The organism is Streptomyces sp. M41 (assembly GCF_043673425.1).
Classification (GTDB): domain Bacteria; phylum Actinomycetota; class Actinomycetes; order Streptomycetales; family Streptomycetaceae; genus Streptomyces.
Map to the genome: position 1 here is coordinate 316,621 of NZ_JBIMKE010000003.1, position 19,452 is coordinate 336,072.

The 19,452-nt window shown below is 70.9% G+C and carries 16 protein-coding genes, 1 pseudogene and 1 riboswitch; of the genes and pseudogenes, 8 read left to right on the forward strand and 9 right to left on the reverse strand.

Annotation, left to right across the window (positions count from 1 at the left end; translation table 11 throughout):
* Positions 1 to 15 precede the first annotated feature (15 nt).
* Positions 16 to 1,824 carry a GMC oxidoreductase gene (locus ACHBTE_RS05910; RefSeq protein WP_394722305.1) on the forward strand — a complete coding sequence of 603 codons (1,809 nt, stop codon included), beginning with the start codon at positions 16 to 18 and terminating at the stop codon, positions 1,822 to 1,824.
* 110 nt (positions 1,825 to 1,934) lie between these two features.
* Here the strand turns inward: ACHBTE_RS05910 and ACHBTE_RS05915 are convergent, their stop codons facing one another.
* Both ACHBTE_RS05915 and ACHBTE_RS05920 read right to left on the reverse strand, forming a co-directional pair.
* Positions 1,935 to 3,005: an LPXTG cell wall anchor domain-containing protein gene (locus ACHBTE_RS05915; protein WP_394722306.1), complete on the reverse strand. Its 1,071-nt coding sequence runs from the start codon at positions 3,003 to 3,005 to the stop codon at positions 1,935 to 1,937.
* An 803-nt stretch (positions 3,006 to 3,808) separates the two neighbouring features.
* Positions 3,809 to 4,099, reverse strand: a pseudogene (locus tag ACHBTE_RS05920) (chorismate mutase); the annotation flags it as partial.
* Between the two features lie 322 nt (positions 4,100 to 4,421).
* Between ACHBTE_RS05920 and guaA the strand changes: the two are divergent.
* Positions 4,422 to 6,005, forward strand: a complete 1,584-nt coding sequence (gene guaA, locus ACHBTE_RS05925; protein ID WP_394722307.1) for a glutamine-hydrolyzing GMP synthase — start codon at positions 4,422 to 4,424, stop codon at positions 6,003 to 6,005.
* A 9-nt stretch (positions 6,006 to 6,014) separates the two neighbouring features.
* On the opposite strand, the gene ACHBTE_RS05930 is transcribed toward guaA, so the two are convergent.
* Entirely contained in the window at positions 6,015 to 6,488 is a 474-nt protein-coding gene (locus ACHBTE_RS05930; RefSeq protein WP_394722309.1) for a pyridoxamine 5'-phosphate oxidase family protein, read from the reverse strand.
* A gap of 174 nt (positions 6,489 to 6,662) precedes the next feature.
* Here ACHBTE_RS05930 and ACHBTE_RS05935 point away from each other — a divergent pair, with 174 nt between their 5' ends.
* Positions 6,663 to 7,469 carry a class II aldolase/adducin family protein gene (locus ACHBTE_RS05935; RefSeq protein ID WP_394722310.1) on the forward strand — a complete coding sequence of 269 codons (807 nt, stop codon included), beginning with the start codon at positions 6,663 to 6,665 and terminating at the stop codon, positions 7,467 to 7,469.
* A gap of 15 nt (positions 7,470 to 7,484) precedes the next feature.
* Here ACHBTE_RS05935 and ACHBTE_RS05940 read toward each other — a convergent pair whose 3' ends face one another.
* The gene (locus ACHBTE_RS05940) at positions 7,485 to 8,369 is read right to left on the reverse strand and encodes a DUF4429 domain-containing protein (protein ID WP_394722311.1); all 885 of its coding nucleotides are present in this window, start codon (positions 8,367 to 8,369) and stop codon (positions 7,485 to 7,487) included.
* A gap of 359 nt (positions 8,370 to 8,728) precedes the next feature.
* Here ACHBTE_RS05940 and ACHBTE_RS05945 point away from each other — a divergent pair, with 359 nt between their 5' ends.
* Both ACHBTE_RS05945 and ACHBTE_RS05950 read left to right on the forward strand, forming a co-directional pair.
* Entirely contained in the window at positions 8,729 to 10,009 is a 1,281-nt protein-coding gene (locus ACHBTE_RS05945; RefSeq protein WP_394722313.1) for a hypothetical protein, read from the forward strand.
* Positions 10,010 to 10,216: 207 nt separating this feature from the next.
* Positions 10,217 to 10,747 (forward strand): DoxX family protein, encoded by a 531-nt coding sequence (locus ACHBTE_RS05950; protein ID WP_394722314.1) that lies wholly within the window; start codon positions 10,217 to 10,219, stop codon positions 10,745 to 10,747.
* A 47-nt stretch (positions 10,748 to 10,794) separates the two neighbouring features.
* On the opposite strand, the gene ACHBTE_RS05955 is transcribed toward ACHBTE_RS05950, so the two are convergent.
* Both ACHBTE_RS05955 and ACHBTE_RS05960 read right to left on the reverse strand, forming a co-directional pair.
* Positions 10,795 to 11,040, reverse strand: coding sequence for a hypothetical protein (locus ACHBTE_RS05955; RefSeq protein ID WP_394722315.1), 246 nt, complete (start codon positions 11,038 to 11,040; stop codon positions 10,795 to 10,797).
* Positions 11,027 to 12,460 (reverse strand): PspC domain-containing protein, encoded by a 1,434-nt coding sequence (locus ACHBTE_RS05960; RefSeq protein WP_394722316.1) that lies wholly within the window; start codon positions 12,458 to 12,460, stop codon positions 11,027 to 11,029. The genes ACHBTE_RS05955 and ACHBTE_RS05960 overlap by 14 nt, the downstream gene beginning before the upstream one ends.
* A 142-nt stretch (positions 12,461 to 12,602) precedes the next feature.
* Here ACHBTE_RS05960 and ACHBTE_RS05965 point away from each other — a divergent pair, with 142 nt between their 5' ends.
* Positions 12,603 to 13,928, forward strand: a complete 1,326-nt coding sequence (locus ACHBTE_RS05965) for a PspC domain-containing protein (protein ID WP_394722317.1) — start codon at positions 12,603 to 12,605, stop codon at positions 13,926 to 13,928.
* On the forward strand, positions 13,925 to 14,644 hold the full coding sequence (locus ACHBTE_RS05970; protein WP_394722319.1) for a LuxR C-terminal-related transcriptional regulator: 720 nt from the start codon (positions 13,925 to 13,927) through the stop codon (positions 14,642 to 14,644). Before ACHBTE_RS05965 ends, ACHBTE_RS05970 begins: the two co-directional genes overlap by 4 nt.
* Positions 14,645 to 14,669: 25 nt before the next feature.
* Here the strand turns inward: ACHBTE_RS05970 and ACHBTE_RS05975 are convergent, their stop codons facing one another.
* Positions 14,670 to 15,734, reverse strand: coding sequence for an NlpC/P60 family protein (locus ACHBTE_RS05975; protein ID WP_394722320.1), 1,065 nt, complete (start codon positions 15,732 to 15,734; stop codon positions 14,670 to 14,672).
* A 612-nt stretch (positions 15,735 to 16,346) separates the two neighbouring features.
* On the opposite strand from ACHBTE_RS05975, the gene ACHBTE_RS05980 reads away from it, so the two are divergent.
* A complete protein-coding gene (locus tag ACHBTE_RS05980) occupies positions 16,347 to 16,700 on the forward strand; it encodes a hypothetical protein (RefSeq protein ID WP_394722321.1) in 354 nt (117 codons plus the stop codon).
* Here the strand turns inward: ACHBTE_RS05980 and ACHBTE_RS05985 are convergent.
* Positions 16,678 to 17,670 (reverse strand): tellurite resistance/C4-dicarboxylate transporter family protein, encoded by a 993-nt coding sequence (locus ACHBTE_RS05985; RefSeq protein ID WP_394722322.1) that lies wholly within the window; start codon positions 17,668 to 17,670, stop codon positions 16,678 to 16,680. The two genes, ACHBTE_RS05980 and ACHBTE_RS05985, sit on opposite strands and share 23 nt — an antisense overlap.
* A gap of 417 nt (positions 17,671 to 18,087) precedes the next feature.
* On the reverse strand, positions 18,088 to 19,236 hold the full coding sequence (locus tag ACHBTE_RS05990) for an NlpC/P60 family protein (RefSeq protein ID WP_394722324.1): 1,149 nt from the start codon (positions 19,234 to 19,236) through the stop codon (positions 18,088 to 18,090).
* A 7-nt stretch (positions 19,237 to 19,243) separates the two neighbouring features.
* A riboswitch (cyclic di-AMP (ydaO/yuaA leader) is annotated at positions 19,244 to 19,413 on the reverse strand.
* Between the last annotated feature and the right edge of the window lie 39 nt (positions 19,414 to 19,452).

Consider the following 19,452-nt stretch of genomic DNA (forward strand, 5'->3'; position numbering starts at 1 on the left):
CAACGAGGAGAGCACGTGTCACAGGAGAACTCTGCCCACCGACAGGACGACGGCTCCGAGTACGACTATGACGTCATCGTCGTCGGGTCGGGGTTCGGCGGATCCGTAACGGCGCTCCGCCTGACCGAGAAGGGCTACCGCGTAGGCGTACTGGAAGCGGGCCGCCGCTGGAGCCGCGCGTCCCTCCCGAAGAACTCCTGGGACCTGAAGAACTACCTCTGGGCCCCCAAGCTCGGCATGTACGGCATCCAGCGCATCCACCTGCTGGGCAACGTCATGGTGCTGGCGGGAGCGGGCGTCGGCGGCGGCTCCCTCAACTACGCCAACACCCTCTACGTACCGCCGAAGCCCTTCTTCGAGGACCCGCAGTGGCGTGACATCACCGACTGGCACGAGGAGTTGAAGCCGTACTACGACCAGGCCCAGCGCATGCTCGGCGTCCGGCTCAACCCGACGATGACCCCGTCCGACGTCCACCTGAAGGCAGCCGCCGAGAAGATGGGCGTCGGCGACACCTTCCACATGGCGCCGGTCGGCGTGTTCTTCGGCGACGGCAAGGACGCCGAGGGAACGGCGAAGGCCAGGCCGGGCGAGGAGGTGGCGGACCCCTACTTCGGCGGGGCGGGCCCGTCGCGCAAGGCATGCTCCGAGTGCGGCGAATGCATGACGGGCTGCCGGCACGGTGCGAAGAACACGCTGAACGAGAACTACCTCTACCTGGCCGAGAAGGCCGGCGCGGTCGTCCACCCCATGACCACGGTCGCCTCCGTCACCGGCGACTCGCAGGGCGGGTACGCGGTGGCGACACTGCCGACCGACCGCAAGAAGAAGGGCGAGGCCCGGCTGTTCAGGGCGCGCCGGGTGGTGCTGGCCGCGGGCACGTACGGCACCCAGACCCTGCTGCACCGGATGAAGGCCGGCGGGCAGCTGCCGTACATCTCGGCGAAGCTGGGCGAGCTGACCCGTACGAACTCCGAGGCCCTGGTCGGCGCGCAGACCGACAACCGGCGCTACCGCAAGGCCACGGGCGAGGCGAAGGTCGACTTCACGCGCGGCGTCGCCATCACGTCGTCGATCCACCCCGACGAGAACACCCACATCGAGCCGGTCCGCTACGGCCGGGGCTCCAACTCCATGGGCGGCCTGTCGATCCTCCAGGTCCCGTACGCGGGCGGCCGGTCGCGCGCCGGCGCCTGGCTGGCGAACGCGGCCCGCCACCCCCTGCTCCTGCTGCGCTCACTGTCCAACCGCCGCTGGTCGGAGCGGACGATCATCGGCCTGGTGATGCAGTCGCTGGACAACTCCCTGACGACGTATCTGAAGCAGGACGGCGTCGGAAAGGGCCTGCTGACGGCACGCCAGGGCCATGGCTCTGCGAACCCCAAGCAGATCAAGGCGGCTTCGGAGGGCGCGTCGGCGATCGCCGAGTCGATCAACGGCTTCGCCGGCTCCAACGTCGGCGAGCTGATGGGCACCCCGCTCACCGCCCACTTCCTCGGCGGCTGCCCCATCGGCTCCTCCCCCGATACCGGCGTCATCGACCCGTACCACCGCCTGTACGGTCACCCCGGCATCTCGGTCGTCGACGGGTCGGCGGTCTCGGCCAACCTCGGCGTGAACCCCTCCCTGACGATCACCGCACAGGCCGAGCGGGCGATGTCGTACTGGCCCAACAAGGGCGAGGCGGACCCGCGTCCGGACCAGGCGGCGGCGTACGAACGCCTCAAGCCGGTCGAGCCGAAGAACCCGGCGGTCCCGGCGGAGGCGTTCGGCGCGCTGCGGCTGCCTTTCCTGGGGATACCGGCGGTGCCGCCGAAGAAGTGACGCCGGCCGGGTGCGCCCGGCCGCCCCCGGACAGAGAGACAGAGAGAAGGACCTGCACCCCCCTCCGAGCGCAGGTCCTTCTCCGTCTTGCGTAGAGCTTTTGGCGAGGCTTACGCCTCCGCACCCACCTTGCGGCGCTTCATGGCGAACACGACACCGGCACCGGCGACGATGGCGATACCGCCGATGGTCCCGAGGACCGGGAGGTTCGAGTCGGAACCGGTGTGGGCGAGCTCGCCGTCGACGTCGACCTCGTTGACGTCGGAGATCGGCTTGCTGCCACCGGTCTGCGGCTCGGCGTCACCCGGGTTACCCGGGTCGGAGCCCGCGGCGAGGATGTCGAAGTAGTAGACCCAGCCGTTCGGGTCGTCGGCCATCCAGCAGCCGTCCCCGTCCGAGTACTGCGCGAAGCCACCGGTGATGCCGATGGCGTCGGGCACCTTGCCGCTGACGCTCAGCCGCAGCTGGAACGAGGTCGACTCACCGGCGCCGAGCGAGAACGCGGTGAACGTCGCGCCTTCCCCGGCGGCGTCGGCGAGCGTCTGCCAGGAACCCGCGTCCTTGTTGAAGACCTGGACCGTGATCCGGCCGGAGTAGTCCTGCTCGTCCCAGCCGAACGCGGCGACGCCGATGAGCGGCTTGATGTTCTTGATGTCCTGGTCGCCGGAGTTGGAGACGTTGAACGAGAAGTTGGTCCAGCCGCTGCCGGCGACGATCGTCTCGGGCAGGCCCGACAGACCGCTGCGCAGCTCATCGCTGAGGCCGACCGCCTCGTTCTCGGCGTCCTCGCAGAAGTCGACCTCCTCGGGGGCGCTCTCGCTCGCGCTCGGCGACGGCGAGGCGGCGGGGCTGCTCTCCTCCTCGCCCGGGGTCGTCTCGTCGTCGGTCGGCGTGGTCTCGTCGTCCTCGGGCGCGGTCTCGTCGTCGCCCGGGGTGTCGTCACCCGGGGTGTCGTCACCCGGGGTGGTCTCCTCGTCGGTGGGAGCGGTGGTCTCGTCCTCGACCGGGGCGGTGGTCTCGTCCTCGGCCGGGGCCGTCGTCTCGTCGGCGGCCGGCGAGCTCTCCGCCGTCGTCGGCGCGGTGCTCTCGTCCGTGGCGAACGCCGACGGCGCCGACAGCAGCGCGATCGGAGCTATGACAGCCGTCGTGGCTGCGGCAGCCAGTGCACGGCGAAGCTTCATGAAGACCTCGGAAAGTCCGGAGTGCTGCGACGTCCGCAACACGCGTAGGGAGGCCTCCGCGTGTGGGGCGCGGGTGTGGCCCTTGGTTCGCAGGGTTTGATCAGTGACAGCTGTGAATGGTTGTGCATTCACTAACGGATTACTTATGTGGGCTGCATCACATGGATGCCGCTCCTGGCTCCGGACTCCGCCGGCGCGGCGGTGCTGAGAAGTCCCTCGATCGGCCGTAGCTCGATCGGCCGTAGCTCGGCCGGCGCATCCCGCTTCGGCGCGGCCCGCTCACCCCGCGCATGAGAAGGGCCCCGCAGGCGCAGGTGCCGCGGGGCCCTTCTTTCGTCAGCACCGACGTCAGGGCAGCGTCGGTGCCTGGGAAGCGGCGCCGGGGGATTGCGCCGCTGGTCTGTGAGCTTCCGGGTCCCGGCAATGCGGGGGTCCAGGGCGGGACTTGACTGGCGGGACTCGGTGCTTTCTACGCATCGTGCTGGACGGACGCGGCCACCGCAACCGCTTGACCCCGCCTTGTACACCTTCTCGCGCTACGTACGTCTTGTCATGGTTTTGCCGGTCGGCCCCGGGCGTCCCCGGAGCCGACCTTCTCTTGAGTGACCGGGCTGCTGTCCCCTGCCGTCCGGTCACTTGCCTGGAGCGAGGTCCCACGGCGCACGGCATGATCCGTGACGCCTCATCGCTCCAGAGAGCCACGCGTGGTTCTTTCGGGCCCGCCCCTGGCTGGCACGGACACCGGTACCAACGAAGCGGGCCGGGCGGCGTCACGCTCCGTACGGGTGAGAGGAGGCCCGAACTCAGATGCGACCGCGGCACAGTTCGAGCAGCGTCATGGCGAGCGCCGTGCCGGGCTTGCCCAGGGCCTCGCTGTAGTGGCTGAGGACCTCCATCTCGCGGGAGAGGTTCACCCGACGGCCGCCGGAGTTGATTCGGGCCTCCTGGATGACGGCCGACACCGCCATGCGTTCCTGGATCAGCCCGATGATCCGGTCGTCCAGGGCGTCGATGCGTTCACGGGCACCCGTGATCACGTCCGCGGCCTCGGTGGTACGGGCGCCGGTCACGTCGATGGCGGTCATTGCGGAGCTCCTCGTGGATGGGGGAGGTGCCCCGGAGCGACAGGACCCGGAAGAACGACAGGCGCCCCGGGCCTTGTCGGCCCGGGGCGCCTGGGAAGTCGCTTGTCAGTAGCTCAAGCGGCACGACCATGGCAGCCGGCGGGCCGGGTGCCATAGGTAAAGACGAAGGTCGAGTGCGTGAGCATGCGCCCAGTATGCCGGGGCGGCGAACCGGGTCCAAGCCGGTTCGCATGATGAGACGGGGCTCTCCTCCCGCGACGGGAGGCCCCTCCCGGTCACCCCGGTAGAATTGGCCAGCACAGAGACCCCGCCCCACCGCCGGAAGGCTCCCGTGTCACCAGCGACTCCCGCTGCCGCCCCCGCCCCCGACACCGTCCTGGTCGTCGACTTCGGTGCGCAGTACGCCCAGCTCATCGCCCGTCGCGTCCGCGAGGCCCGGGTCTACAGCGAGATCGTGCCGAGCACCATGCCGGTCGACGAGATGCTCGCCAAGAACCCGGCGGCGATCATCCTCTCCGGCGGCCCCTCGTCCGTGTACGAGGAGGGCGCCCCCCGCCTCGACCGCGCGCTGTTCGAGGCCGGCGTCCCCGTCTTCGGCATGTGCTACGGCTTCCAGCTGATGGCACAGGTCCTCGGCGGCACCGTCGACAACACCGGCGCCCGCGAGTACGGCCGTACCGATCTGCACGTGTCGAAGACCTCCTCCACCCTCTTCGAAGGCACCCCGGCCGAGCAGCATGTGTGGATGTCGCACGGCGACGCCTGCTCCGCCGCCCCCGAGGGCTTCTCCGTGACGGCCTCCACCGACGTCGTCCCGGTCGCCGCCTTCGAGAACGACGAGAAGAAGCTGTACGGCGTCCAGTACCACCCCGAGGTCATGCACTCCACGCACGGCCAGCAGGTGCTGGAGCACTTCCTGTACCGGGGCGCGGGCCTGAAGCCCGACTGGACCACCGGCAACGTCATCGAGGAGCAGGTCGCGGCCATCCGCGAGCAGGTCGGCGACAAGCGCGCCATCTGCGGTCTGTCCGGCGGTGTGGACTCCGCCGTGGCCGCCGCGCTGGTCCAGAAGGCCATCGGAGCCCAGCTGACCTGCGTGTACGTCGATCACGGCCTGATGCGCAAGGGCGAGACCGAGCAGGTCGAGAAGGACTTCGTGGCCGCGACCGGCGTACAGCTGAAGGTCGTGGACGCCGAGGAGCGGTTCCTCAAGGCGCTCGCCGGGGTCTCCGACCCCGAGGAGAAGCGGAAGATCATCGGCCGTGAGTTCATCCGGGTCTTCGAGCAGGCCCAGGCGGAGATCATTGCGGACGAGGGCCCGGCGGTGGAGTTCCTCGTCCAGGGCACCCTCTACCCGGACGTCGTCGAGTCCGGCGGCGGCACCGGCACCGCCAACATCAAGTCCCACCACAACGTCGGCGGCCTCCCCGAGGACCTCGAGTTCAAGCTGATCGAACCGCTGCGCAAGCTGTTCAAGGACGAGGTCCGGATGGTCGGCCAGGAGCTCGGCCTGCCCGAGGAGATCGTCCAGCGCCAGCCGTTCCCGGGCCCCGGCCTCGGCATCCGCATCGTCGGCGAGGTGACCAAGGAGCGTCTCGACCTCCTGCGCGAGGCCGACGCCATCGCCCGCGAGGAGCTCACGGCCGCCGGCCTCGACCGCGAGATCTGGCAGTGCCCGGTGGTCCTGCTCGCGGACGTCCGCAGCGTCGGCGTCCAGGGCGACGGCCGGACCTACGGCCACCCGATCGTCCTGCGGCCCGTCTCCTCCGAGGACGCGATGACCGCCGACTGGTCACGACTGCCGTACGACGTCCTGTCGCGGATCTCCACCCGGATCACCAACGAGGTGCGGGACGTCAACCGCGTCGTCCTCGACGTGACCAGCAAGCCGCCGGGCACCATCGAGTGGGAGTAGTCCCGCCCGTCAGGTCCGCTTGAGCGTGCGCACCGGCGCTCCGGGCTGCCAGACCTGGACGACCAGGTAGGTGTCGTCCTCGACGTAGGTCCGCACGACCTCCGTCAGCTCGGTGCGAAAGAGGTGGAACGGCTCCGGCGGTTCCACCTCTTTCGTGTACGCCTTCTTCGTCTCCAAGTCCTCGACCTCGACCGCCCGCCCGCTGATCCGGACGTCCCCGCCGCCCATCGTGGTGCCCTCGCCGGGGTTCGCCTGGAGCGCGAAGCGGGGGTCTCGGCGCAGGTCGAGTGCCTTGAGGGAGTTCGGCATCATGCCGAGCCACAGCTCGCCGTCGAGGAAGCGCACCTCCAGACCGGTGGTGCGCGGGGAGCCGTCCTTGCGGAGGGTGGCGAGAATGTGGTGGGTGAAGCCGCCGAAGCGGTCCTCGACGGTGCGGGCGAGGTCGGGTTCCGCCTCGGCGAAGGTTGCCCAGTTCGCTGTCATACGGTGAGTGTCGCGCCGATACCCGACATCTGCTGTCGGGTATGCGGCCATGCGGGCGCCGAGTGGTCCACGGTCGGCGTCTTCGCGCCGCATCTTTACAGAACTGCTCTGTTCTCCTGCGCTGACCGCCGGTAACTTCCGCCCCGTAAGCAAGCCAGTGCTGGAGGACGACGCATGCACGGGACGCCCCTGGGCTCCACTCCGCCCTCGCCCCTGCCCACCGACCGGCTCCAGTTCGCCATGCCGCCGATGCACGAGTCGCTCGAGGACGAACGCCGGCACCGCAAGGAACGGCTCGCCGGCGCGCTGCGGATCTTCGGGCGGCTCGGCTTCGAGGACGGCGTCTCGGGGCACATCACCGCCCGGGATCCCGAGTTCAGCGACTGCTTCTGGGTGAACCCCTTCGGGATGCCGTTCCGGCATGTCACCGTGAGCGACCTGGTGCTGGCCAACTCCGACGGCCAGGTGATCGACGGCCGCTACCACGTGAACCAGGCGGCGTTCACCGTGCACTCCCAGGTCCACGCCGCCCGCCCCGACGTCGTCGCCGTAGCCCACTGCCACTCGGTGCACGGGCGGGCGCTGGCGGCGCTGGCCGAGCTGCTCGACCCGATCACACAGGAGAGCTACGCCTTCTACGAGGACCACGCGCTCTACGACGCCTACTCGGGCGTGGCCGTCGACGCCCAGGAGGGCCGCCGGATCGCGAGCGCCCTCGGCTCGCACAAAGCGCTCGTGCTGCGCAACCACGGCCTACTGACCGTCGGCGACTCGGTGGACGCCGCCGCCTGGTGGTTCCTGTCGATGGAACGGTCCTGCCAGGTCCAGCTGAGCGCCAGGGCCGCGGGTCGCCCGGTGCTCATCGAGCATCGGCAGGCGGTGGCCACCCGGGAGCAGCTGGGCGGTGACCTGGTGGCCTGGATCAACTACCAGCCGCTGTGGCAGGACGTCAGCCGGAGCGAACCGGATCTGCTGAGCTGAGCGGGGTCACCGACGTCAGAAACCGCGTAGTACCACCGCCTTCGTCATCGCGAACTCCTCGTCCGTGAGGACCCCGTCGCGATGCAGTTCGCCCAACTCCCGCAGTCTGCGCAGGAGTACGTCGTGGTGGTCGGCCGGGGGCGGCACGGTTGCCGCGAGCCGGGGGCGGTCGGCGCCGTTCACGGCGGGGCGGCTGGACGGGTGCGGCAGACGGGCGGTGACTGCCGTGGCGACCAGGGCCGTGAGCAGATCACGACGGGCGCTGCCCCACAGGTCCAGGGCGTACGGGTCCTTTTCCGCGGGCAGTTCGGAGAACACCGTCTCGCGGGTCACGAAGCGCAGGAAGCCGTCCTCGTAGGACGTGTTGGGCAGCCACTCGACCTGGACGAGGTCGCCGATACCGATGATGCGCGGGCCGGTCGCCCGTTTGATCCGGTCGGAGGTCTCGGACCAGTCGATCCGAATCCGCGTGCCGTCGAACGAGACGGTGCCGTCGGAGGAGCGGACGGAGACGGGGACCGGCGGGCCCGGGAGCAGATAGGTCTTGGTCGGCTCCGTGGGGATCTGGTCCAGCAGCAGTGCCTGGCGGATCTCCTCGGCGACATACTCGGCGACCCCCGCACGGTCGGTGTCCACCGCCAGCCGGTACGGATTCGCCGCGTCCGGGAGCCGGCCGCCGGTCGCCTGGAGCAGCGGGTCGGCGCCCTCGCGCAGACGCATGCGCAGCCGCCCGCGCCTGCGTTCGGTTTCGAAGACGATGCTCGCGACCGCCTCGAGGGGGACGGCGATCTCCCCGTAGGTCTGCCGGAACAGTGGCACGGAGCGGTGGAGTCCCGGCGTGATCCGGACCGTCGTGCCGTCGAAGGCCCAGGTCCCGTCGCGCTGGATGATCTCGGCCATGGGGAAATTCTCGCAGCCGGGTCAACACGGTGGATTCCTCATCACTCGCCCCTCCCGGGCCCGCCGACCGGGAGGCGGGTGCGATACGGCACAATCCCCTCTCGTCGCAGGGGAGTTGTGGGCCGCCTGTGCGGTGACCGAAATCCTGGGTGGCCGATATCTGAGATGGGGCTGCCGGGCGCGGGGCCGGCGGGCTATAAGGCCTTGAGGCCATTGGGGCTCCGGGGCTTCGGGAGTCCGGGTAGTTGGGTCGCCGAGGCTCGGATCAGTGGGTTCTGGTCAGTCGGTTCTGGTCAGTGGGTTTGGTCAGCGGATCGTGGTCGGTGGGTCGTGAGGCATCGGGAAGGCGGGCGTCGGGCGTGGCGGTGCAGGAGGCTGGGCGGGGCAGCGCGGTGACGGGCGCGCACGGGGGCGGCTGCACCTGTGGGGACTGTCCGCACGGGGCGCGTGCGGGGCATCGGCGGGCTGTCGCCGCATTCCTGCAGAAACGGGACGAATTCGCGGCCGGACAGGGACTTCCGGCCGCCGTCGCCCACTCGGCCTCCGCCTCCCGGCAGTGGGTCTCCGAGGAGTTGACGCAGTCGGCGGAACTGGTCGCCGACCGCGGACGGGCCGAGGGCGCGGCATGGCTGGCACGGCTGTGGTGGCGTACGGCGACCGTGGTCTGGATCCTGGTCGTGGCGCTGCTGCTGGTGCAGGCGTTCACGGCGATCGGGGCCGGGTGGACGGCGGCCCGTACGGCCGGGCTGCTGGCGGCGCTGGTGACGGCCGGTGCGTTGACCGCGGCGTCGTGGTTCCACCGGGCGCGCGGTGGCGTGCTGGCACCGGTCATCGGTGAGGACAACCGGCTCTCCACATCGCGCGCGGTGGCCGGGGCCTGGGTGCTGTTCGTGGTGTACGCCGTACTCGTGCTGGTGGGCCGGCTGGCGGCGGCGTCCGGGCACGAGGAGCGCGACGCGCTGATCGCCGGGCTCGAACTGGGGCGGGCCGCCGGCGTGGTGACCGTACTCGCGGTGGTGTGCGGGATCGCCGTGCTGGTGCGGCGGGTGGTCGGGGTGCGGGTGCTCGGGCAGCGGTTGCAGAAGGTACGGGCGGACCGCCCTCGCGCGGCGGATCTGCTGACGGACGACTCGGGCCGGGGGACGTTCGCGGACATCCAGTACGTCGTGATCGGCGGGGTCGCCTTGCTGTTCGCGGCGGTGCGGTTGGGGCGGCGACCGGATCAGCTGCCCGACCTGCCGTGGGGACTGGCGGTGGTGGTACTTGTCTCGGCGGCGACATATCTGGCCGGGAAGTACGCGGAGGGCGGCCGGCCGGTGATCCTCTCGGTGGTGCGGGCGCGCGAGGCGGGGGATCTGGACGCGCCGATCCGAACCGGGGAGGACATCGAGATCCGGGGAGCCGGATTCGTGCCGCCCGGGGCGCAGGGGGCGGACCGGTTGTCGCGGCTGGTGGTGCGGATCGGGGCGGTGCATGTGCATGTGCCGCTGGTGCCGGTGGCCGGAGGGTTCAGCAACCCGACGGATGCGGTACTGAAGGTGCCGGTGCCGGCGGATGTGGAGTCGGGGCGGATGGAGGTGCGGGTGGTCACCGCGGCGGGCGTGGAGACGAACGGGTACGCGATCGATGTGACCGAGTGACAGTCCCTCCGCCCGCACGGCCGGAGAGGCACGTCCTGCCGCCGGCGACCGGCTCGCTGGTTGCGGAGATCCGGCGCTCGCACGGGGGTTCTCCTCCGCTTGGGCCGGTTGGACAATACAACTCTCAACTGTTGAGCGGCGCAGCCACTGCGTACGTATCGTTTTTCGAGGGGTCACGGCACGGCGGGCGAGAGGCGGCTACGGGCGATGACTCACGGTATGCACACGGACACGCACATCCCGCATCCCGGTCCCGGCCGGGGCTGGCGGGACACCGCCTCCCGATACGCCCTGCTTCCGCTGCGCATCTTTCTCGGCGTCACCTTCATCTACGCCGGCCTGGACAAACTCACCGACAGCGCCTTCATGAAGGACGCCGGTTCGGGCTCGATCGGCGACATGATGCGTGCCGTCCGGGACTCCGCGGCCATTCCGGCGCTGGTGGACATGTCGCTGGAGAACCCTGTCGCCTTCGGCTATGCCATCGCCTTCGGCGAGCTCGCCGTCGGTATCGGCACCCTCATCGGGCTGTTCGCCCGTTTGGCGGCGCTGGGCGGTGCGCTCATCTCGCTCAGTCTGTGGCTGACCGTGAGCTGGGCCTCCGATCCTTACTACTACGGCAATGACCTGGCTTATCTGATGGCTTGGCTGCCTCTGGTGCTGGCGGGCGCCCCCATGTTGTCCGTCGACGCCGCACTCCACTACCGGCGACGGCAGCGGGCGGGGGACTACCGCTAGCTCCAGCCGGTGGGGCTACGGGTGCCGGGCGTGAGCGCGCTCCCCGGTCAGCGGGGTTCGTGCGGGTGGTGCGAGGCCGGTGGTGGCGTGCGGGCCGGAGTGCGATGTCTGCGCATGCCCCGGGCCACCGTGCCGATCGCGCCTGCCAGGCACAGGCCACCGACGACCAGCGGGATCACCACGAACCACGGCGTATGCCAGGCGTCGGCCGCGTCGCCGATGAACAGGGCGCCGGTGGCGGTCAGCGCGGCGCCGGCCATCAGCCTTCCGGGCTGGAACTCATGACGCAGCACGGCTCACCTCCGCCTGTCCGACGCCGACGCTGAGATCGAGGTCCAGCGTGCCCGCCTCCTTGGTGCCCGCGGGCGGTGTCAGCGTCAGCTCCTTGTGCTTGCCCGGTGCCACGTCCACGTCCCGCTCGTCGTCGCCCGGCAACTGGATGTCCCCCACTCCCACGTCGATGCTCAGCTTCACGGTCACATCCTTGGGGACGATCACCTTCAGTCGGCCCACGCCCACATCGGCGCGCGTGGTCACCGTCCCGTCCCCGGTGAACCGCACCTCGGTCAGGTCCAGGGTGCCTACGCCCGTGCCGAGGTCGTACTGCTGCCGTACGTCCGCCACGGCCGCCGGCTGCCAGGTCCGCTCGATCCAGCGGGTGCCGATGTCCTTGGGCAGCGCCGCCGAGGCGGCCAGGAGGCCCGCGGTGATGACGGCCAGGAATATGGAGCCCGCTCCTGTGCGGCCCAGGAACGCGCTCACGGCTATGCCCAGGCCGATGACGAGCAGCGCGCAGGCCAGGCCGGTCTGAAGACTGGTGCCCAGGGCGTCGTCCTCCCAGGTCGCGCCGGTGCCGAGGGCGCCCGCCAGCAGGGCCAGCAGGAACACCCAGCCGCCTATCCATCGCGGGCCACGTGGCTTCGGCGGCGGGGGCCGGCGGGCTCGCAGGTCCTCGCGGCTGCTCCAGGTGGCGCCCTGGCCGATGTTGACCGCCGCAGCGATGTCGCGGTCGCGGGAGTCGCGAGGCCCCCACAGATAGCCCGTGCCGCCCTCGTGCGTGCCGTCCTTGACGATCGGGTCACGCCACCAGGAGGGGTAGGCGGCAGGCACCGGCGGTGCCTGGGCCTCCGGTGGGGCGTCGGCGACGGCCTGGGCGGCGAGCGGGTCCGGGTCGGGGGCACCGCGGTGCCGTGACCAGTACCCGGCGCCCGCGAGGAGGACGGAGAGGACCACGCCGAAGGCCAGCACCCCGCCGTTGCTCAGCAAGGTCAGGAACACGCCGCAGCCGATCAGCGCGAACAGCACCGCCGTCAGCGCCTGGCCGTCCACGCGGCCGGTCAGCAGCTTGCGCACCTCGTTCTCGTCCTCGTCGTCGTAGGGGACGAAGAGCCAGGCGAAGCCGTAGAACAGGAGGCCGAGGCCACCGGTCGCGGAGAGCACGGCGAGGGTGATCCGGAAGATCACCGGGTCCATGTCGCACTGCCGGCCGAGCCCGGCGCACACACCGGCCAGCATCTTGTGCCGCCGGTCGCGCCGGAAGCTGTGGGGCGGGCCGAGTACGCCCGCTTCGGCGGGCGCTTCCGTCTCCGCGCCCGGGTGTGCGCGCGGTTCCTCACCCGCGGCGCTCGCGGGTGCCGGGCCGGACGCGGGGCCCGCGGTGGGCACGCCGTCCGGCTCGGGCACGGAGCCCGCGGCGGGCTGGTGATCAGTCATGTGTCCATGGTGACGGGCGGGTCGGCGTGAGGGGAGTCGGAATGACCCTGGTCGGACCCTGATATCCGCCCTGAGGCCGGTGCGGGGAAACGTTCGAGAGGGTGTGCGCCGAAGATCAGGGGAGTCTAGGGGGTCGACCCTGATGCCTCGGTGGGCCGGTCGTGTGAACATCGATGGCATGCCGGAAGCCGCAGCAGCGCCACTCGCCGCACCGCGGCCGCCGCGCAAGCTCTACCGCAGCAGTGACGGACGCTGGCTCGGGGGCGTGGCGCGGGGGCTCGCCGGGCATCTCGGCCTGCCCGTCATCTGGGTGCGCCTGGTGTTCGTCGGCCTGTTCATGGCGGACGGCCTCGGTGCACTGCTGTATGCCGCGTTCTGGTTCTTCGTACCGCTCGGCGTCGGCGGTGTCGACGCGCAGCGGCCGTCCCCCTTCGCCACCGAGACCGCGGCCGACGGCCGTCGCAGACTCGTCGCCCGCAAGCCGGACAAGGGGCAGATCGTCGCGCTGCTCCTCATGGTCGTCGTGGCGATGGTCTTCGTCGGAAGCGTGGACCTGGGCAACGGCGCCAGGGCCTACCTCCTGCCCGCCGTCCTCGTCGGCGCCGGCGTCGCCCTGGTCTGGCGCCAGGCGGACAACGCCCGCCGGGCCCGCTGGATGGAGGTCGGCCGGCGCCGCCGCACCCTCACCCTGCTGCGCGCCGCGGCCGGCGTCGTCCTCGTCACCGCCGGCGTCTCCGGCATCTTCGTCCTCCAGGGCTCCGCCGCCCACCTCGGCTCCGTCCTCCAGGCGGCCCTGGCGGTCCTCGTCGGGATAACGCTCCTCGCGGGTCCCTACCTCGTGCGGATGACCCAGGACCTGTCCGAGGAGCGCCTGATGCGCATCCGGGCCCAGGAGCGCGCCGAGGTCGCCGCCCACGTCCACGACTCGGTGCTGCACACCCTGACCCTGATACAGCGCAACGCGGAGAACGCGAACGAGGTCCGCCGCCTCGCCCGAGCCCAGGAGCGCGACCTGCGCACCTGGCTCTACAAACCCGAGGGCACCGGCAAGGACGAGGCCGACGAGCCCGCCAACCTCGCCGACGCGGTCCGGCGCAACGCCGCCGAGATCGAGGACAAGCACGGCGTCCCCATAGAGGTCGTGGTGGTCGGCGACTGCCCGCTCGACGAGAAGACCGGCGCACAGATGCAGGCCGCGCGCGAGGCGATGGTGAACGCCGCGAAGTACGGTGGCGAGGGCGGCGCCGTTCAGGTCTACGCCGAGGTGGAGGGGAAGACCGTCTTCGTCTCCGTCCGGGACCGCGGTCCGGGCTTCGACCTCGACTCGATACCCGCCGACCGCATGGGCGTCAGAGAATCGATCATCGGCCGCATGGAGCGCCACGGCGGTACGGCCCGGCTGCGGGCGGTACCGGGCGGCGGCACGGAGGTCGAGCTGGAGATGGAGAGGGCGGAGAACACGTCATGAGCGAGCCGACCGAGGCGAACGAGCCCGTGGAGCCGACCGGCGGGAGCGCGGGTGAGCGGCATGTGCGTGTGGTCCTCGTCGACGACCACCGCATGTTCCGCACCGGAGTCCAGGCCGAGATCGGCCGCACCGAGCAGACCGGCGTCGAGGTCGTCGGGGAGGCCGACGACGTCGACCAGGCGGTCACGGTCATCACCGCCACCAGGCCCGAGGTCGTCCTCCTCGACGTGCATCTGCCCGGTGGCGGCGGGGTCGAAGTCCTGCGCCGCTGCGCCCCGTTGATGGCGGACGCCGAGCAGCCCGTCCGCTTCCTCGCGCTGTCCGTCTCGGACGCGGCGGAGGATGTGATCGGGGTGATCCGGGGCGGCGCCAGGGGATATGTGACGAAGACGATCACCGGCACCGACCTGGTCGACTCCATCTTCCGGGTCCAGGACGGCGACGCGGTGTTCTCGCCCCGCCTCGCCGGATTCGTGCTGGACGCCTTCGCGTCGACGGACGCGCCGCCGGTCGACGAGGATCTCGACCGGCTGACCCAGCGCGAGCGGGAGGTTCTGCGGCTGATCGCGCGGGGGTATGCGTACAAGGAGATCGCCAAGCAGCTCTTCATCTCCGTCAAGACGGTCGAGTCCCATGTCTCGGCGGTCCTGAGGAAGCTCCAGCTGTCCAACCGGCACGAGCTGACGCGGTGGGCGACGGCGCGCCGTCTCGTCTGATCCTGGCGTCGGCCGCCGCGCTCGCTCACGCCACCCGCGTGGCCCCCGCGAACGGCATCTCGTCGAGTGGTGCCACCCGGACCGGCGCCGAGGGGTTCGGGGCGTGGATCATCCGGCCGTTGCCGATGTACAGGCCGACGTGGCTGATACCGGAGTAGAAGAACACCAGGTCGCCCGGGAGCAGTTCGGAGCGGGAGACGCGGCGGCCGGCGTCGATCTGGGCGTAGGTCGTCCGCGGCAGGGAGAGGCCCGCCGAGCGGTAGGCGGCCTGGGTGAGGCCGGAGCAGTCGAAGGCGTCCGGGCCGGTCGCGCCCCAGACATAGGGGCTGCCGAGCTTGGAGTAGGCGTACGAGACGGCGGACGCGGCACGGGAGTTGGGGGCCTGTGCGGCGGCGGAGCCGGAAGGCGTGAGGGTGTCCCGGGGGCCGGTCGAGGAGCGGGCGGCACGGTCCGTGCCGTCGGCACCCAGCTGGGCGCGCTCCTCGGCGGTGAGTCGGGCGAGCAGGTCACGGGCCGCGTCCAGCTTGCCCGTGATGGTGTTCTTGTGCCGGCGCAGTTCGGACTGGCGGGACTTGAGGGAGTCCAGTTCGACGCGGGCGGCCCCGCGCAGTTGCTCGATCTCGCGTAGCTGTTTGCGGACGCCGGCCGCGGAGGTCGCCTGACGGTTGCCGGCCCGTTCGGCGAACTCGGCACCGTCCAGATAGCGGTCGGGGTCGTCGGAGAGCGCGAGCTGGAGGGCCGGGTCGAGGCCGCCGTCGCGGTACTGGGCCGCGGCCATCGAACCCAGTGCGTCCCGCGCCGCGTTGAGCTTCCCCGTCTTCCGTGCGGCCTCGTCCTGGAGCGTCCTGATCCGTCGCCGCGCCGTGTCCGCCTGCTCCTTCGCGCCGTTGTACTTCTCGGTGGCGACCTCCGCCTCCTGGTACAGCTTGTCCACCTTCGCCTTGACCTGCGCCGGCGTCAGCTGCGGCTCGGCGTGTCCGGTGCCGTCGAAGCCCGTCGCCGTCGCCGCGCCCGCGAGGGCGATCGTCCATGCCGTGCGGGCCGTAGTGCCGCCGGCCGAGCGTCGGCGGGGCTTTCGGTGCGCTGCCACGTGGACTGCACGTCCTTTCGTACGACCGCCTCGTCCCGTACGTCCGCCGGGCGGTGGACGCATGACGCCCCGGGGGAAGCGGCGGACCTACGGGCGCGTGGGGATGCGGGCACAGGGCCGCCCGGGGGCGGGTTACGCGTCCGGCGACGGCCCACACAGGGGGAGCGGGTCGCCGCCGGACTTTCTCGGCGGTGGTGTCCGACTGCCGCCCCTGGCCCGGGCGGCGGTGGGGAGCCGGTCACCTGGTGGAGGACGCTAAACCTCACTGTGACGGGTCGGTAACGCGTTGTGCGGAAGTGCGCTGAGCGGATCGGGGGTGACCGTAAGTGAGCGTGATTCCGAGGCGGAGGTGGCGGGTTCGCGCTGCGGGCTGACCGATGTGGGGCTTTCGGGGGTGGGCGGGGGCCGTGGGGTGCTATGGGGCGCATATATGCATGAACGGGCGCCGGGTGCGGGGAGGTGTCCGCGGTCCGGGGTAACCCTGGGTGACGGACTGGGGGACCTGGGCGGCGGGAGTGGGGCGGGCCTGGGTGACGGGGAGTGAGGCGGGCCTGGGGGACGGGAGTGGGGCGGTGTCGGGTGGTTGTCGCGCGCTGATTAGGCTCCGGCAGCATGGACGTACTCATCCATCTCTTCGTCGGCCTGCACATCGTCGGTATCGCCGCGCTGCTCGGTGGTTTCCTCACCCAGATGAAGGCGATGGGCCAGGGCGCCGCCCGGTTCGTCCCCGCGATGCTGCACGGGGCGCTGACCATGCTGGTCACCGGGGTGATCCTCGTCGGCCTCAATCAGGCGGACGATCAGTCCGTCGACAACATCAAGATCGGTGTGAAGCTGGCGCTGCTGATCGTGATCCTCGGGCTCGTCTATGTGAAGCGGGACGAGGAGAAGGTCGACAAGAGCCTGTTCGGGCTGGTGGGGCTGCTGACCGTGGCGAACGTCTTCATCGCCGTCCTGTGGACGTGACCTCGGCGTAGGACCGCACCGCGCCCACGGCGACCGCCAGCCAGGCCGACACGGCGATCCACATCAGTACCTCTCCCGGGGCCTCGAGCCACGGGACGTCGACGGCGGCGGCCACGGAGAGGGTCGCCGCCGCGGTCATGCCCATGGGGAACGCGGTCGCCCAGCGGCGTACGTCGTAGTGCGGCCTCGGCCAGGCGATCTCGGCGGCGAGCAGGATCACGTACCAGGCCAGGTCGAGGATCAGCAGGGCGACGGTCACCGTGTGCAGGACACCGCTGTCGTCGTCGTTCCACAGGTACAGACGGGCGCTGTCGGCGGCGATCAGCTTCGAACCGGCGAGCGCCGAGATGGCGAGGGCGCCGCCGGCCACCCAGTGATCGCCGGCGCCCCGGGCGATCTGCCATGGCTCGAAGCGGGTCAGCGCCACGGCATAGAGCAGCAGGCCGAGCCAGAACAGCACGAGGGCCGCGTGCGCGAGCCATGCCGTGTTGCCGGTGGCGGCGAGCGTCGCGGCCAGCACGGCCAGGCCCTCCGTGGCCACACAGCCGAGGAACACGGCGCCCGGCATACCGCGGTGCCAGTGCCGTACGACGGCGATGAGCAGGCCGGGCCAGAGCACGGCCGCCAGGGCCAGGAGGGCCTCGGCGAGGGTCTGCCAGCCGAGGGTGCTGAAGCGGGTGCCCAGTACGGCCGTTGCGGCGATGGCGGTGAGCGCGGCCGGGGTGGCCGCCTCCTGCATCCACCTCTGGCGGTCCCAGAGGAGGCGGGCGGCGAAGTCACCGGCCAGTGCGATCCAGGCTGCGCTTGCCAGGGCGAGGGTGATGCGGGACAGGGTCTCGTAGCCCGTGAGGTGCAGGGCCACCGAGACGATGCCGGTGGCCATGACCGCGGCGCCGGCTGTGGGGGGACGGTGCGACCACCAGGTGTGGAAGGGGGATGTGGGGGCGGTCGGGGTGGTGGTGGCGGGCATGGGGCGATGCTAGGGAGCGGGGTGGGGGTTGGGGGTGGGGCGCGCTCGGGGGTGGGGAAATTGGGCTGGGGTGGGGGTGGGGGTGGGGGTGGAGGTGAGGGCGGGGGGCGTGGGTTTGGGTTGCGGTTGCCCGTGCGGCTGCGGTTGTGGTGTTGGTGGGTATCTGTGCCGGGTGCCGGGTGCCGGGTGCCGGGTGCCGGGTGCCGGGTGTGGTGGGTGCTGTGCCTGCGGCGGCCCGTGGCTCTTCGGTGGGGGTGCGCGTAGCGCCTGCGGGTGAGTTGTGGGGCGGGGCCGTGCCGGGGGTGTCCATCCTCGGACCGGCGGTCGAGCGGCGATCAGAGGTTCTGTTTCTTGACGCCGGCACTGTGGGCGGACACCCCCCGGCACGTCTCCTTGCCGCCGTACGCCGCTGCGCCCTCAGGCCGGGCGGACCACGCTGTGGATCGACGACTCGCCGTCGTAGTAGACCGACTCCTCGCGGACGTACGTGCCCGGCTTGGGGGCGTGGATCATCATGCCGTTGCCGATGTAGATGCCCACGTGGGTGACGTCGTCGTAGAAGAAGACCAGGTCGCCGGGCTGGGCGTTGGCGATGGAGACGGTGGTGCCGGCGTTGACCTGGTCGTAGGTGACGCGGGGGATGTCCACGCCGGCGGCCTTCCAGGCGGCCTGGGTGAGGCCGGAGCAGTCGTAGGAGTCGGGGCCGGTGGCGCCCCAGACGTACGGCTTGCCTATCTGGGCGCGGGCGAAGGCGAGTGTCTTCTCGGCCTTGGTGGCGTACGAGGAGTCCGAGGCGCTGGAGTCGGACGACGACTCGCTGCTTTCCTGCTGGGCGGCCTCCTGGCGCTGACGTTCGGCCTCCGCCTGCTGCCGGGCCAGTTCCTCGGCCTTGCGCGCCGCCTCCTGCTGCTTGCGCTTCTCGATCGCGGCGAGGTGGGCCTTTTCCTGCGCCGTCAGCTTGGAGAGGAGTTCGCGGGCGTCGGACAGTTTCTTCTGGACCGTCGTCTTGGCCGTCTGGAGGTCGTTCTGCGACTCGGTGAGCGTTTCGAGGCTTTTGGTGGCCTCCTGGCGCTTCTTCATCGTCGCGGACTGCTGGGTGAAGTATTCGTCGACCGACTCCTCCTGACGGTCGGTCATACGACCCATCAGTTGGGACTGGTCGAAGTAGTCCTGCGGTGTGTCCGCGAGGAGGAAGGTCGCGGTGTCGGGGGCCACGGTTCCCGTGCGGTACTGGGCGGCGGCGTTGCGGCCCAGTTCCTCGCGCGCCTCGTTGAGCTTCTGGGTGCGCTTGGCGACGGCGTCCAGGAGGGTGTCGACGTTCTTGCGCTGCTTGGCGGTCCTGTCCTTGGCCGCGTTGTACTTCTCGGTCGCCGACTCCGCCTGGCGGTAGAGGTCGTCGACCTTCTTCTCGACCTCTTCGAGGCTCGGCTTGTCGTCCGTCGACGGGCTCGCGTTCGCCGACTGGGACAGCAGGGCTACGGAGGTGAGGGCCGCCGTGGCGAGGGCGGGGGTCCGTATGCCTGCTACGCGCGAACCAGCGGGGCGCGACTTGCGGTGCGACGCCAAGGGAGGCGACTCCTTCCACGTTCCGCCTACCGAGTTAGCTGTCGGGTTCGGGCGGGTGGTTCGGAAGGGTTGCCCTACGGCCGTTCCCGGGGAAGGGAAGTCGGGCCGATTCACCCCAAGTTCGGTGGGTCCCCGGCTCCGGTCGCTGTGGCGGACCGGACTCGGCGGAGGCCGTGCGGCCCGGCGTCGTTCGCCGGTGGGGGTCGTACGGCCTGT